This is a genomic window from Sphingomonas sp. P3_C5 (assembly GCF_056402635.1).
The window spans coordinates 351557-365539 of the sequence record NZ_JBFUHA010000005.1 but is presented as its reverse complement, the minus strand read 5'-3'; the positions used below and the strand labels follow the sequence as shown (position 1 = coordinate 365539).

Below are 13983 nucleotides of genomic sequence, written 5' to 3'. Positions count from 1 at the left end.
GATCGCTCGGGAGTGCGAACTGTGATTTGGCGAACCAGGCGAGCGGCAGTCGCCGACCCTGAAGAAGACCTGCTCGTCTCCGCCCCCGAGACCACGGATCGTCTGCGCCGCATCGTGGCGCGGCAGGAAGCCAGAACCGACGATCGCGCCGAGCCTGGTGCGCCTGGTCAGGCAGGCGGTACCAGCGTGTCGATTGCGTTGAAGAACAACGCCTTCGCCACGCTCGGCATCCCGCTCGACGCCACCGGCGAGCGCATCAGTACCGCCTTCGACGATCTGTCGTTCGAGCCCGGCCAGGATCCGGCGGCGCTCGACGCGGCGCGAGCCCGCCTTTTATCCGCTCGGGACCGGCTCGCCGAGGAGATGGGCTGGCTGCCCGAATGCTCCGCCGACACCCAGGCCAGGGTCGTGACGGCGATCCGCGCGGGAGACGCGGCAACGCTGGAGCGAGTCCGGGATAGCGCCGACGGCCTTGCCAGGTTGAACCTCAGCGTAGCGCTCACCGCCGCCAACCCGACGAATCTGCAAGGCACCGTCTCGATCCTTGCCGATGCCCAGACATGGAATGTCGACAACACCCTTGATCGCATCGACGAGGCCAGGCTCCGTGCGGGCTTCAAGGCGATCGAGCCGGAGCAATGGGAGCGCGCCGTCGAGGATCGGCTGGGCCAGGTCGCAACCGCCCTCGCCCCCTGTTTCGCCGAATCGCAGGACGGGCGCACGGCGCTGACCACGGCAATGCTCAAAGCCTCCGCCCGCAGCGACGGTTATGGTACGATCTTTCTCGAAAAGGTCGCCGCCGCCCATGCGGCGAACATCGACCGCAAGCTCGAACAGCTCAACACGCGGATCATGGAGCAGGTCGATCGGTTGCGCGCGAGGCCCGGCGACCAGGCGATTGCCACGACCTTGCTGTCATCGCTGGACATGTGGTCGCAACTGCGCCGGCCGATCCAGATCCTCGAAGCCGCGCGGGGACTCGACGATCCTTCATCCGCGACCCTGTTGCGGTGCATCCGCGGACTCGCGGTCGATCTCACCAACGATCATGACCAGTTCGAAATCTCGCTCCGACTGGCCCGCGCACTGATCACCTGCTTCTCGCAGGTGCCGAACCTGAAACAGACCATCGAGCGCGAAATGCCGGTCCTGATCACCAACGCCTTGTTCGCGCGGCTCCGCAGCACGTGTGCGCAGATTGTTGCTCGCCACCAAACCTTCGCACAGCAATTGCTGCATTCGGGTATGAGTCCCGAGGCGCCAGGGCTGATCGGGCAGCTCGTCGAGGCGTTCGAGGAATCCTGCCAATCCTCCAATCCACAGGTCGCGGGCCCGTGGATGGCACTCCACAATCTGGCGATCGAACTGCACAACCGCTATCGCCAAAGCCAGGCCGCGCTGATCATCATGACCTGGATGATCAACGAGGTCCCACCGCACGAGGTGCTCGACAAACTGCGCAAGGATGTGCGCGTCCTCCAGCCGCGACCGCGATGAAATCGCGCGACGGCATGGCCTCTACTGAACCGCAGGACGCCTTGAGCGAGATGCCAGCTGCCATGGCCGAGCTGGCGGTCCATTACTGGAAGCTGTGCCACGCCTTCGAGCGCGAGCTCGCTTTCGTCCCGGAAAACCGCGTGCAAAGCGGCGAGGCGATGCTCCGCTTCGCCCGGCGCAAGCTCGAGACCATTCTCGATCGGCACGCGATGCGTGTCGTTACCTTCGACGGCGAGCTTTGGTCCGCAGCCCTGCCCGTCAGCCCGATCAATCCCGGCGATGTGGATACGCCGGAGGCAATCGTCGACGCCACTATCGAACCGACGATCATGGGCACCGATGCGCCCATCATCACGGGAAAAGTCCTGTTGAGGAACGCTTGATGTATCTCGGAATCGATCTCGGCACGTCCAACTCGGCGATCGTCGGCAATCGCGGCGGCGCGCTCGAGCTGTTCAAGGCCGTAAGCGGCGAGGATGTGCTCGCCTCGGTCGTCATGCAGGATCGGCACGGCGGTCGCTATGTCGGCAAGCGCGCTTATGATCAGTTGCGGATCTCGCCCGAAGGCATCGCCGCCCGCTTCAAGCGGCTGCTCGGCACAAGCACCACATTGGCCTTTGGCGATCAGGGCGAAACCATCACGCCCGAGGAAGCCAGCACCGAGGTCCTGCGCCAGTTGCTGAAGCAGGTCCGCGCCAGCATCGGCGACACCGAGATCAAGGGCGCCGTCGTCACCGTGCCGGCCGCCTTCAACCAGATGCAGTCCGAAGCCACGATCCGCGCCGCGCTCGCCGCCGAGCTGGGTCAGGTCGGGTTGTTGCAGGAACCTGTCGCCGCTGCCCTGGCCTGTCTCGAACGTCCGGAATCCCGCACCGGCCTGTTCCTGGTCTATGATCTGGGTGGCGGGACCTTCGACGTGGCCCTGGTCCGCGCTATTGACGGGTCGGTATCGATCGAGGCGCATGAAGGCATCAACATGCTGGGCGGCAGCGATTTCGACCGCATGATCGTCGATTCGATCGTGCGGCCCTGGCTGCAGACCGAATTCCAGCTTCCAGCCGACGCCCAGGAACGCCCGGAATTTCGCCGGCTGATCGCGCTTGCCCTCTCCAATGCCGAACAGGCGAAGATCGAACTGTCATCCTCCAACGAAGCGATGATCTTCGTGTCCGAGCGCGAGGCGCAGGCAACCGATCAGGCAGGCCGTCCCATCTATATCGAAACGATCCTCACCCGCGACGCGCTCGAACAGCTCGTGTCCGACAAGGTCGACCGGTCGATTGAGCTCTGCCGCAAGATGATCTCCGACAATGGCTATACGCCTGACGATATCAGCAAGGTCGTCCTGATCGGCGGACCATCGCGCATGCCCATCGTCCGCCGCCGCGTACCGCTCGAGCTCGGGATCGAGACCGATCTCGACATAGATCCGATGACCGCGGTTGCGCGCGGCGCTGCCGTCTACGCCGAAAGCCGGCAATGGGCGGACGGCGAGACAGTCAGCAAGAAGAGCCGCGTGCAGACGGAAGCGGGCGCGCGTGTCTCCTATGATTTCGAAGCGCGGACGGCGCGCGATCGGGCACGCATCCGGGTCATTGGCGTTGGCGATGCCGAAGGCCTTCGCGTGACCGCTACCGCCAGCGACGGGCGCGATTATGGCGAACGGCTCGTGGCGGAAAGCCCGATCTTCACCGTCCAGCTCGGCGCCGGCGAGACGCGGGTGGCAATGACAGTGGTCGATGGCGCAGGCGCACGGATCGAGGATGCCTGCGCCGATCTGCTCATCACGCGCATTTCAGCGGTTGCGGCCGGCGCGCCCTGCACCAGCACGATCGCGGTCAAGGTCGAGGACAGCGACGGGGTCCGTTCGATCAACATACTCGAGCCGATCGTCCGCAAGGGCGACATGCTTCCTCAGAAAGGTGCCAAGACGCTGCGCTCGGCGCGCCGACTGACTCCGGGCGCGGCCGAGTGGATCGACATCGAGCTTTACGAACAGGCTGAAGGGGTGCTCGAGCCCGAGGCCAATCTGCTGATCGGCTCCTTCCGGCTGAGCGGGGAGGATCTGCCCGCCCATGTCGCGCCGCTGATGCCCGGCGATCAGGTGGTGGTCCATTGGCAGATCGACGACAGCCAGCTGATCCGCTGCTCAGTCGAGATTCCCGAACAGGGCCTGCATCTGCGCGATCATAGTTTCTATGTCGACGATCTGGCGCGGATCGATTTCGGCCGCGACGGCAGGGCGTTCGCAACCGATGCCCTGCTTTCAGTGGACAACAGTTTCGACGCGCTTTCCGATAGTCTGCGCGCCCATTGTCAGCCCGAAATCGCGATGCTGCGTCGTCGCCTCGATCAGCAGCTCGCGCGGCTCCTGACGGTCGATGACGCAGACGGCTATCGGTCCATCACTGAAGAGGCGCGCCTGATCCGCCAGGAAATCTCCCGGCTGCGTCATCGCCCCGATCTTCGCGCCGCCGTGCTCGCCGGCGATCTCGCCGAGACCGAGCAGCGCGCCCGCGAGCTCACTGCTCTTATGAACCCCGAATCGCACGAGCGAACCAGGCAGCATCATGCAACCGCGCAACAGGCTCTGAGCGATAATCAATTCAAGGTAGCCGAGCGCGCCATCGACGCGATGCGTTCGATCCTGCACCAAACGCTCGTTGAGCAGCCCGATTTCCTGATCATGCAATTCGAACATCTCAGTCGCGAACGACACGCGGCCCTCGATCCGGTGCGGTTCGACGCGCTGGTCCTGCGCGGTCAGGCCGCCGTGGCGGCGCGCAGCATGCCCGATCTGCGCCGCACCATCAGCGAGATGTTCGCGATCCGGTCCAACGCGAGCGGTCATACAGCCGACGCAGCAGCGCTGGCCGGCGTCAGGCGCTAACCCAAAGCCTCGACCTGCTCGGCCAGCTCGAGCCAGCGATGTTCCGCCGCCTCCTTTTGCGCCCGCGTCACTTCGATCGCCTTCATCAGCCGGTCGAACGCTGCGGGCTCTTTCGCATAGAGATCGGGGTCCGCGAGCGCCGCCTCGTCCCGGGCAATCGCCGCCTCGAACTGCTCGATCTGCTTGGGCAACAGCTCATAGTCGCGCTGGTCCTTATAGGTCAGCTTGACGCGGGGCGCTGGCGGCGCGGTCGGCTCCACCTTGCGCGGGTTGGCGCGCTTGCCGCCGAGCACGCGCAGCTTGCGGCGCTTCTCCCAATCCTCATAACCGCCCGCCACCACATCGACCGTGCCCGAGCCATCAAGCCCGAGCGTGATCGTTACGGTGCGATCGAGAAAGTCTCGATCATGGCTGACGATCAGGACAGTGCCGTCGTAATCCGAGATCACTTCCTGCAGCAGATCGAGCGTTTCGAGATCGAGGTCGTTGGTCGGCTCGTCGAGCACCAGCAGGTTCGACGGCCGGGCGAATTCGCGCGCCAGCAACAGACGCGAGCGCTCGCCGCCCGAAAGCGTCCCGACCAGCGCATCGACCAGCCCCGGCTCGAACAGGAACTCCTTGAGATAGCCGATCACGTGCTTCTTGACGCCCTGCACCTCGATCCAGTCGCCACCGTCGGCAAGCACCTCGCGCACCGTCTTGTCCGGCGCCATCAGGCTGCGCTGCTGGTCGATCACAATCCGGTCGAGCGTCTTGGCGAGACGGATATGGCCATGGTCGGGCGCCAGCTCGCCGGTCAACAGCTTGAGCAAGGTCGTCTTGCCGGCGCCATTGGCGCCGACGATGCCGATCCGGTCGCCGCGCGTGATGCGCAGCGTCAGGTCGTTGATGATCGGACGATCTCCGAAGCTCTTCGACACACCCTTGACGTCGATCACCACCTTGGTGCGGACATCGTCGCTGCCGATCGACAGGTTCGCGGTGCCCTGCGGCCCCATCATCGCCGCTCGCGTCGCGCGCATCTCATGGAGCTTCGACAGGCGGCCCTGGTTGCGCTTGCGCCGCCCTGTTACGCCCCGCAGCAGCCAATGCTCTTCGAGCTTGAGCTTCGCGTCGAGCTTCTCGGCGTTGCGTGCTTCCTCGGCATAAACCTGCTCGGTCCAGGCCTCGAACCCGCCAAAACCGATCTCGGCGCGCCGCACCGAGCCACGATCGAGCCACAATGTCTGCTTGGTGAGCCTCGTCAGAAAGGTGCGGTCATGGCTGATTGCGATGAATGCGCCGCGAAAGCGCCCGAGCCAATCCTCGAGCCAGTCGATCGCGGCAATGTCGAGATGGTTGGTCGGCTCGTCGAGCAGCAGCACATCGGGATCTTGCGCGAGCGCGCGGACGATCGCCGCCCGGCGCCGCTCGCCGCCCGAAGCGCTCGCCGATTCACGCGACAGGTCGATACCGAGCTGATCGGCGATCGCCTCAGCCTCGTGACGCGCCGGGGCATCGGCGCCCGACAGCACATAATCGAACAGGGTCGGGAAGGTCGCGAGGTCAGGCTCCTGCTCGAGCAGGATGACGCGCGTGCCCGGCACGATCGTCCGCCGGCCCTCGTCAGCCTCGATCTTGCCGGCGATCAGCTTCAGCAAAGTCGTCTTGCCGGCGCCATTGCGCCCGATCAGCGCGAGCCGGTCGCGGGCGCCGATATGGATGTCGAGGCCGCGGAACAGCCACCCCGATCCCTGGATGATGCCGAGATTTTCATAAGCGAGGATTGGTGCTGCCATGGCGGCCACCTAGGGTGCGCCGCGCGCGCGGGCAAGTTGCCGGCGACACGATCGCTACATGAGTGGCACGTGAAGGGCGCATTCACAGGCTGTTCAAGCCGCCCTCCCTATGCGAAGCCGATGAAGATGCTCGTTGCCCTCGCGTTGTCCGCCTTTGCCGCGCTCGGTCCGGTGCCCGCTACAGCGGAGCCCGACCAGAAGCGCGACCAGCAAAGGGCGTTCGACGAACTGCGCAACGGCCGCATCCTGCCGCTGCGCGATATCGAGGCCCGGGTGCTGCCCTCAATGCGCGGCGCCCAATATATCGGCTTCGACTTCGATTCGGAGAGTGGGATTTACACGCTCAAATTCCTGCGCGATGGAAATGTCATCTGGGTTGAAGTGGATGGCCGCTCAGGTCGCCTGCTCGGCCGTACCGGCAATTGAAGCGCCCGTTTTCGCAGCGCTGGCCAAGGGGATAATCAATGCGCGTTCTGATCGTCGAGGACGAGCCCAGCCTGGGCCAGCAGCTCAAGAACACCCTGGAGGGGGCTGGCTACGCCATCGACCTCGCGACCGATGGTGAGGAGGGCCATTTCCTCGGCTCGACAGAGAATTACGATGCCATCGTGCTCGATCTCGGCCTGCCCGAGATTGACGGGCTGACGGTGCTTGACCGCTGGCGCAAGGAAGGCCGCACCGCACCGGTGCTGGTGCTCACCGCGCGTGACAGCTGGTCCGACAAAGTCGCCGGCCTCGATGCCGGCGCTGACGATTATGTCGCCAAGCCCTTCCAGTCCGAGGAGTTGATCGCTCGCCTCCGCGCACTGATCCGCCGCGCCTCGGGCAATGCCTCATCCGAGCTGATGGCCGGCGATGTCCGCCTCGACACCCGCTCAGGCAAGGTCACGCTCGCCGGCGAGCCGGTCAAGCTGACCGCCCAGGAATATAAGCTGCTCAGCTATCTGCTCCATCACAAGGGCAAAGTGGTGAGCCGCACCGAGCTGATCGAGCATATCTACGACCAGGATTTCGATCGCGATTCGAATACCATCGAGGTGTTCGTCACGCGCATCCGCAAGAAACTCGGACAGGACGTGATCACCACCATCCGCGGGCTGGGCTACAGCCTCGAGGATCCGGATGCGTGATCGCACGCCTCTGACGGCCCATGGCTGACGTCGAAGCCCAGCCGGCGGAGGTCGAAAGCCCGGTGGTGCCGGCTCCCGCGGTTGCGGATAGCCGCTCGCCGCCCAATCCCTACGGCAAGGTGCGCACTACCGGATCGCTCAGTCGACGGATGATCTTCACTGCGGCGGCATGGATCATCCTGTTGCTCACCGGCGGCGGCTACGCGCTCGAACGTGTCCTCACCGCCGCCGTCACGCGCAATTTCGACGATCAGCTCGAATATGTGCTGACTGCGCTGGTCGTGTCCTCGGAGATCGGCCCGGACGGCGAAGTCATCTTCAACCGCGAGCCGGCGGACCAGCATTTCCTCGAACCCTATTCCGGAGTTTACTGGCAGGTCAGCGGCCAGGGCCATGAGCCATTTGGCTCGCGCTCGCTCTGGGATCGGCGGCTCGCCTTTGGCAGCAACCATACCGACCTTGTCATCCACGCCTATGACAGCAAGCAGTTCCCGGACGAGACGCTGCGCATCCTCGAACGCGATCTCAAGCTGCCGGGGTCGCCGGTACGCTGGCGCTTCCAGATCGCGCAGAGCCGCGACGGGCTCGACGCTCAGATCGGCACGCTCAGGCGAACCCTGGTGCGAAGCTTCGTCCTGCTTGGGGTCGGCCTGATCGTGATGGCCGCACTTCAGACCTTTTACGGTCTGTGGCCCTTGCGCCGCGTACGCGATGAGATCGCCCGGATGCGCGCGGGCAAATCGCGCCAGGTCGAGCGCGCAATGCCCAATGAGGTCGCGCCGCTGGTCGAGGAGCTGAATGCGCTCATCGAGCATAACGAGAAACAGGCGGAGGAGGCGCGCCGCCATGCCGGCAATCTGGCCCATGCGCTCAAGACGCCGCTTACGGTGATCATGAACGCAGCGACTGCCCAGGCCGATGATCTCGGCGAGACCGTGATCCGCGAGGCCCGGACGATGCGCCGCCAGGTCGACCACCACCTCGCCCGCGCGCGCGCCGTCGGCCGGCGCGGCTCGGCGCACAGCCGCGCTGATGTATGGCCGAGCCTCGAATCGGTCGAGCGCGCGGTCGGGCGGCTGTACCGCCATGTCCGGATCGACGTCACCGGCCCGAAGACGCTGCAGGTCCATGTCGAACGCCAGGATCTCGACGAGATGCTCGGCAATCTGATCGAGAACGCAGCCAAATATGGCGGCGGCAGCGTCTTCGTGACGGTCGGCGCCCATTCCGGCTTCGTCGAATTCCTGATCGAGGATGACGGCGTGGGCATCCCCGAAGAAGAACGCCAACGCATCTTCGATCGCGGCGCGCGGCTCGATACCGGTAAGCCGGGGACTGGGCTCGGGCTGGCGATCGTGCGCGATGTGGCTGAAATTTATGAGGGCACGGTGTCGCTGGAAGAGAGCGAAGATCTTGGTGGCTTGCTGGTGCGCCTGAGGTTGCCCGCAGCAAACTAGTTCCTCCCCGGAACGGGGAGGGGGACCATTCGCTTCTTCAGTGAATGGTGGAGGGGCTTGGAGCGCGGTACATCTGCCCCGCGCTTCAAGCCCCTCCACCACCCGCCTGAAGAAGGCGGGCGGTCCCCCTCCCCGAGCAAGCTCGAGGAGGAACTAAGAGGGAACTAAGCCGCCGCCTTCATCTCCCGCATCACGTCAGCAGTGATCGCCAGGCTCCGCTTGCGCGCCTCATGATCATAGATCGCGCTCGCCACCATCACCTCGTCCACACCAGTCCGCGCGATGAACGCCGCAATCCCTCGCGCCACCGTCGCGGCATTTCCGACTGCGGAACATTCCAGCACATGATCGAGAATCCGCGCGCCCTGCGGTCCAAGGCTCTCGCGATACCCGGGGACCGGGGGCGGCAACTGCCGCGGATTGCCGGTCCGCAGCGCAACGAAGGCCTGTTGCTGCGAACTCGCCAGCAACTCCGCCTCGGCATCTGTTTCGGCCGCAAAGACATTGAAACCGGCCATCACATGCGGCCTGGCAAGCGCCACTGACGGCCGGAAATCACGGCGATAGATCGAGATCGCCTGATCGAGCAGATCAGGCGCAAAATGCGAGGCGAATGCATAGGGCAACCCGAGCGCCGCGGCGAGCTGCGCCCCGAACAGGCTCGATCCCAAGATCCATAGTTCAGGCTTCGCACCCGCGCCGGGAGTCGCGCGGATGCCGGTCTGGCCGTCATCGGCGAAATAGCTTTGCAGCTCCATCACGTCGCGCGGGAAGGCGTTGGGGTCAGTCTCCAGCGTGCGACGGATCGCCCGCGCGACGATCTGGTCCGATCCCGGCGCCCGGCCCAACCCGAGATCGATCCGGCCCGGGAACAGCGCATCGAGCGTGCCGAACTGTTCGGCGATCACCAGCGGCGCATGGTTGGGGAGCATGATGCCACCCGCGCCGATCCGGATCCTGTTCGTCGCCGCGCCGATATGCGCCAGCACCACCGACGTTGCCGCGCTGGCGATGCCCGACATGCCGTGATGCTCGGCACACCAATAGCGGGTGAAGCCGAGCGCTTCGGCATGGCGCGCGAGATCGGCGGCATTGGCAAGCGCCTGCGCCACAGTACCGCCTTCGACGACGGGGACGAGATCGAGCAGGGAATAGGCTGTCATGCCAGCGGAGATGGGGAGGCCGATGCGGTTCCGCTACCCGTCAGAAGTCAGTCGACCAGCGCAAGGCCCCGCCGACATCGTCGGACAGAGAGGCATAATTGCCCGGGTCCTTACGCCAGAAGACATTGGTCTGGAGGCCCCCGCCCCATAAAGGCAATCCGTAGCGGGCCTCCATATCGATCTCGCGCCCGGTCGGGGCCAGATTCAGTCGCTGCGTCGTCCATTCGCTCACGCTGAGCGTGTCATAGTCATAACCGGTCGGAAGTCTCAGATCGATCCCGCCGCTCGCCACCCGCAAAGGTTGCGCAAGCCGCAGGCCGAAGCTGTCGAAGCGCCCGAAAATGCCGGTCTTGCCGATATCGCCGGCAAAGGCACTGGTCCGGATCAACCCGTTGCCGGAAAGCCCACCGCGAACATCAGCCATGGTCCAGCCCTTGCGGAGCGAACCGCCGAGCGTCCAGCCGCTGCCCATCTCCCAGCGCAATCCGGCATCGAGGAACCAGGTCGTCGCCCGCGTCGCCCCCAGCGCATCGCCAAAACGTGCGCCGAGGACGGTATTGCGCTCGGCCAGCCGGGTGCCGGTCACGCCCACATTCAACCCGCCAAACTGCCGGTCGAGCGCGATCGAGGCGCGGTCATAGCCGAAGCGCTGATAGTGACCGAGAAGTGCAGGCATCACATCGGCATTGCGCGTCAGCACATCACCGCTTTCTGCTGAGGCGGCCAGCCCGAAGGACCCGAATTGCTGGCGAAAAGCGGTCGAGGCGCGGGCAGCGCTCTCGAAGCCCTGGCCTTGTACTGGATCGCGCGCCACCAGGAAGGCAGGCTCGGCGCGCCCGGCCATCCGTGCGGTCAGCGCGGCACCGCCCTCGGCAAAGCCGAAGGCAATTTGCGCATCTGATCCCATCCGCTTCGTGATGACCCCAGCGATCGCCCGCGCGCGCTCGGCATCGCCGCCGCTCAGCGTCGTCCGCGACACGCTGGCTCCACCCCGGACAGGGGCGATCGTCATCGCGATCGTCATGCCCTTGATGTTCGCCGATACATTACGCTGCCGTATTTGCAGCACGTTGGCGAGCGTCCGCGCAGGCCCGCTGCGGTCGATCGTACGGGCAAGGTCGATAGCGAAGGCACGATCAAATCCGTCGAGGATCACCGCACCGAGCGCGCCCTGGCGGGCATCACCCATCGGTGGCGACAAGGTGGCGTTGACATTGAACGATACGGCCGAGTTCGTGCCTGCGATGGCGCTGGTACCGAGCGGCTGGAACGCGCGGGTGAGATCGAGCACACCCTGACCGTAAACCGCATCGACCCCCGCGGCGCCGGCATCGCGCGCCGAAGCATAGAGGATGCTGACGATCTGCGCGCCCGTAAGGTTCGGAAAGGCCTGGGCAAGCAACGCAGCGGCGCCCGCGATCTGCGGCGAGGCGAACGACGTGCCCGTCCAAAGGAACGGCGTGTTCATCTGGTCGGGCGCCCGAACATTCTCGCCGACCGCGGCCAGATAATGCGCACTGCTGTTGCCGGCACGATTGGAGAAGTCCGAGATCAGGTCTGCGCCCGGCGTGCGCGAATCATTTGCGCCGACCGACCCGGCAATGATCACCAGCCCGCGCGCCTGCGGGGTATTCGCAACCTGTGCGAAGGGATCAGGGTTCACCGCCGTATCGGGATGCTTCGTGAAATCATTGCCGGCTGAGATCACGATGATCACGCCGGCCGCAGTCGCGCGGTTAATCGCGTCGACAACGGGCGTGCCCGCAGGATCGCCGCCAAGAGAAATATTGATGACCCGGGCACCATTGTTGGTGGCAAGATCAATTCCCCGCGCGATCGCTGAGTCGCTGAACGAGCATCCGCCGTCCGCCGAGGTGTCCGCGCAACTCCCCGGGGTGTCGGCGCGGGCGACGATCAATGTCGCATCGAAGGCGATGCCATGCGTGCCGGCATCGTTGCGGCGTCCTGCGATCGTGAACGCAACCGCGGTGCCATGCCCGCCTTCGTCATCGATCGAGGCATTGCCCGCCACGGACGCCGAGGCGCTTGAGATACGGCTACCGAATTCCTGGCTCTGCAGATCGATGCCGCTGTCGATGACCCCGATCTTGATGCCCAGCCCGGTCGCGGAATGCTGATAGACATTGAGCGCGTTGGCGGAGACCGCACCGACCGTCGCGCGATATTCGGCAGTATCGTAGCCGGTTGGGGTCGGAGTTGGCGTGGGGGTCGGCACCGGCGTCGGTGTGGGGGTCGGCGTGGGCACGGGCGTCGGAGTCGGGGTTGGCACCGGCGTTGGCGTCGGCGTGTTGCCTACCCCGCCGCCACCGCCGCCGCTGCAAGCCGTAGCTCCCAGCAGGACGCAAAACGCCGCGGACCGCAATAGTCGCGGCTTGATCGAAAAATTCACCTTGGTTCCCGCCGTTCGTGGGCCATCGCGCCAGTTGCTCTTCGTTACCTCACTAAAGCCTGGCGCCACCTCCCCGCCCTGCCTTGCCCCGGGCGCAGTCCGCGCCTAGAGCCTCGCCGGCCATGCTCGCGCGTCTAGCCCCCATCCGCAACTGGATTTTCGATCTCGATAATACGTTATATCCCGTAACAGCACGATTATTCGACCAAATCGACACCAGAATGACCGCTTATATCGCTGAGCGTTTCGGCTGCGATCTGATCGAGGCGCGCCGTATCCAAAAGGGGTATTTCATCGGCCATGGCACCACTTTGGCCGGGCTGATGGCCGATCACGGGGTCGATCCGCAGGAGTTTCTCGGCTTCGTCCACGATATCGAGATGGACGTGCTCGAGGAGAATCTCCCCCTCGCCGCCGCAATCGCGAAGCTGCCGGGGCGGAAGATCGTCTTCACCAATGCCGACATGCCTTATGCCAGCCGCGTGCTCGACCGGCTTGGTCTCGGCGCCAGCTTCGAGGCGGTCCACGACATCCATGCGATGGACCTGAAGCCCAAGCCGCAGGAATCGGCCTATGCCGGGCTATGCGCAGCGTTCGATATCAATCCGGCGGAAAGCCTGTTCGTCGAGGACATGGCTCGCAACCTGAAGCCGGCCAAGGCGATCGGCATGACGACAGTCTGGGTCGACAACGGTTCCGAACAGGCGGCCGATCTCGACCGCAGCTATATCGATTTCATCACACACGACATCCGGCACTGGCTGGAAGACATATTGGAGGCGGCATGAGCGACTTGCAGGGCACGATCGAAGCAGCGTGGGACGCGCGCGACACCGTCAGTACCGAGACGAAGGGCGCCGTGCGCGAGGCAGTCGAAGGCGCGCTCACCCTGCTCGATTCAGGCGCTGCCCGCGTCGCGGAGCCTGACGGCGCAGGCGGCTGGCGCGTCAACCAGTGGCTCAAGAAAGCCGTGCTGCTATCCTTCCGCCTCAATGACAATACGCTGGTCGACGGCGGAGCGGCCGGTGCGCCCGCCTTCGACAAGGTGCCATCCAAATTCACTGGCTGGGGCGAGGCCGAGTTCCGCGCTGGCGGCTTCCGGGTCGTCCCCGGCGCAGTTGCCCGTCGCGGCGCCTTTATCGGCAAGGGTGCGATCCTGATGCCGAGCTTCGTCAATATCGGCGCCTATGTCGGCGAGGGAACGATGGTCGACACCTGGGCGACCGTCGGCAGCTGCGCACAGATCGGCCGCAACGTCCATCTCTCGGGCGGCGCCGGCATCGGCGGCGTGCTCGAGCCGCTCCAGGCCGATCCCGTCATCATCGGCGACGGCGCGTTCATCGGCGCCCGCGCGGAAGTAGCTGAGGGCGTCCGCGTCGGCGAGGGCGCGGTGCTGTCGATGGGAGTCTATCTCGGCGCCTCGACCAAGATCGTGGATCGCGCCACCGGTGAGATCTTCCGCGGCGAAGTGCCGCCCTATGCGGTGGTCGTCCCCGGCAGTCTCGGCGGCGGAGATGGCAAGCCGGCGCTCTACTGCGCGGTGATCGTCAAGCGCGTCGACGAGCAGACACGGTCGAAGACGAGCATCAACGAGTTGTTGCGAGACTGATCGCTTCTCCCCTTCCCGCTTGCGCGAGGGGAACTCAGTCTCGACAACG

General features: G+C 65.1%; 11 protein-coding genes. 8 read left to right on the top strand and 3 right to left on the bottom strand.

Features of this window, described 5'->3' with window-relative positions:
- The first annotated feature begins 12 nt into the window (after window positions 1-12).
- The 3 genes from AC1DVS_RS15160 to AC1DVS_RS15150 are packed head-to-tail and all read left to right on the top strand — an operon-like array spanning window position 13 to window position 4387.
- Complete coding sequence (locus AC1DVS_RS15160; protein ID WP_478024329.1) at window positions 13-1497, top strand: hypothetical protein; 1485 nt, start codon at window positions 13-15, stop codon at window positions 1495-1497.
- Window positions 1494-1880, top strand: coding sequence for a hypothetical protein (locus AC1DVS_RS15155; RefSeq protein WP_478024328.1), 387 nt, complete (start codon window positions 1494-1496; stop codon window positions 1878-1880). The genes AC1DVS_RS15160 and AC1DVS_RS15155 overlap by 4 nt, the downstream gene beginning before the upstream one ends.
- The gene (locus tag AC1DVS_RS15150) at window positions 1880-4387 is read left to right on the top strand and encodes an Hsp70 family protein (protein WP_478024326.1); all 2508 of its coding nucleotides are present in this window, start codon (window positions 1880-1882) and stop codon (window positions 4385-4387) included. Before AC1DVS_RS15155 ends, AC1DVS_RS15150 begins: the two co-directional genes overlap by 1 nt.
- Here the strand turns inward: AC1DVS_RS15150 and AC1DVS_RS15145 are convergent.
- Window positions 4384-6165 carry an ABC-F family ATP-binding cassette domain-containing protein gene (locus AC1DVS_RS15145; RefSeq protein ID WP_478024325.1) on the bottom strand — a complete coding sequence of 594 codons (1782 nt, stop codon included), beginning with the start codon at window positions 6163-6165 and terminating at the stop codon, window positions 4384-4386. The genes AC1DVS_RS15150 and AC1DVS_RS15145 overlap by 4 nt on opposite strands.
- Before the next feature lie 120 nt (window positions 6166-6285).
- Here AC1DVS_RS15145 and AC1DVS_RS15140 point away from each other — a divergent pair, with 120 nt between their 5' ends.
- The 3 genes from AC1DVS_RS15140 to AC1DVS_RS15130 all read left to right on the top strand — a co-directional run bounded on the left by AC1DVS_RS15140 (window position 6286) and on the right by AC1DVS_RS15130 (window position 8752).
- Window positions 6286-6591, top strand: a complete 306-nt coding sequence (locus AC1DVS_RS15140; RefSeq protein ID WP_478024323.1) for a PepSY domain-containing protein — start codon at window positions 6286-6288, stop codon at window positions 6589-6591.
- 38 nt (window positions 6592-6629) lie between these two features.
- Window positions 6630-7295: a response regulator transcription factor gene (locus AC1DVS_RS15135; protein WP_332720422.1), complete on the top strand. Its 666-nt coding sequence runs from the start codon at window positions 6630-6632 to the stop codon at window positions 7293-7295.
- A 149-nt stretch (window positions 7296-7444) separates the two neighbouring features.
- Entirely contained in the window at window positions 7445-8752 is a 1308-nt protein-coding gene (locus tag AC1DVS_RS15130; protein WP_478024464.1) for a sensor histidine kinase, read from the top strand.
- A gap of 164 nt (window positions 8753-8916) precedes the next feature.
- On the opposite strand, the gene AC1DVS_RS15125 is transcribed toward AC1DVS_RS15130, so the two are convergent.
- Both AC1DVS_RS15125 and AC1DVS_RS15120 read right to left on the bottom strand, forming a co-directional pair.
- Window positions 8917-9915 carry an LLM class flavin-dependent oxidoreductase gene (locus AC1DVS_RS15125; protein WP_478024322.1) on the bottom strand — a complete coding sequence of 333 codons (999 nt, stop codon included), beginning with the start codon at window positions 9913-9915 and terminating at the stop codon, window positions 8917-8919.
- 40 nt (window positions 9916-9955) lie between these two features.
- Window positions 9956-12205 carry a S8 family peptidase gene (locus AC1DVS_RS15120; protein WP_478024320.1) on the bottom strand — a complete coding sequence of 750 codons (2250 nt, stop codon included), beginning with the start codon at window positions 12203-12205 and terminating at the stop codon, window positions 9956-9958.
- A 242-nt stretch (window positions 12206-12447) separates the two neighbouring features.
- Between AC1DVS_RS15120 and AC1DVS_RS15115 the strand changes: the two genes are divergently transcribed.
- A complete protein-coding gene (locus tag AC1DVS_RS15115; protein ID WP_478024318.1) occupies window positions 12448-13113 on the top strand; it encodes a pyrimidine 5'-nucleotidase in 666 nt (221 codons plus the stop codon).
- A complete protein-coding gene (gene dapD, locus AC1DVS_RS15110) occupies window positions 13110-13934 on the top strand; it encodes a 2,3,4,5-tetrahydropyridine-2,6-dicarboxylate N-succinyltransferase (protein ID WP_478024316.1) in 825 nt (274 codons plus the stop codon). The genes AC1DVS_RS15115 and dapD overlap by 4 nt, the downstream gene beginning before the upstream one ends.
- Window positions 13935-13983 lie beyond the last annotated feature (49 nt).

Bases quoted from the DNA above. Each gene is read 5' to 3' on its own strand.
- AC1DVS_RS15150 (WP_478024326.1), top strand. From the start codon at position 1,880: ATGTATCTCGGAATCGATCTCGGCACGTCCAACTCGGCGATCGTCGGC.
- AC1DVS_RS15155 (WP_478024328.1), top strand. From the start codon at position 1,494: ATGAAATCGCGCGACGGCATGGCCTCTACTGAACCGCAGGACGCCTTG.
- AC1DVS_RS15140 (WP_478024323.1), top strand. From the start codon at position 6,286: ATGAAGATGCTCGTTGCCCTCGCGTTGTCCGCCTTTGCCGCGCTCGGT.
- AC1DVS_RS15145 (WP_478024325.1), bottom strand. From the start codon at position 6,165: ATGGCAGCACCAATCCTCGCTTATGAAAATCTCGGCATCATCCAGGGA.
- AC1DVS_RS15135 (WP_332720422.1), top strand. From the start codon at position 6,630: ATGCGCGTTCTGATCGTCGAGGACGAGCCCAGCCTGGGCCAGCAGCTC.
- AC1DVS_RS15115 (WP_478024318.1), top strand. From the start codon at position 12,448: ATGCTCGCGCGTCTAGCCCCCATCCGCAACTGGATTTTCGATCTCGAT.
- AC1DVS_RS15130 (WP_478024464.1), top strand. From the start codon at position 7,445: ATGATCTTCACTGCGGCGGCATGGATCATCCTGTTGCTCACCGGCGGC.
- dapD (WP_478024316.1), top strand. From the start codon at position 13,110: ATGAGCGACTTGCAGGGCACGATCGAAGCAGCGTGGGACGCGCGCGAC.
- AC1DVS_RS15125 (WP_478024322.1), bottom strand. From the start codon at position 9,915: ATGACAGCCTATTCCCTGCTCGATCTCGTCCCCGTCGTCGAAGGCGGT.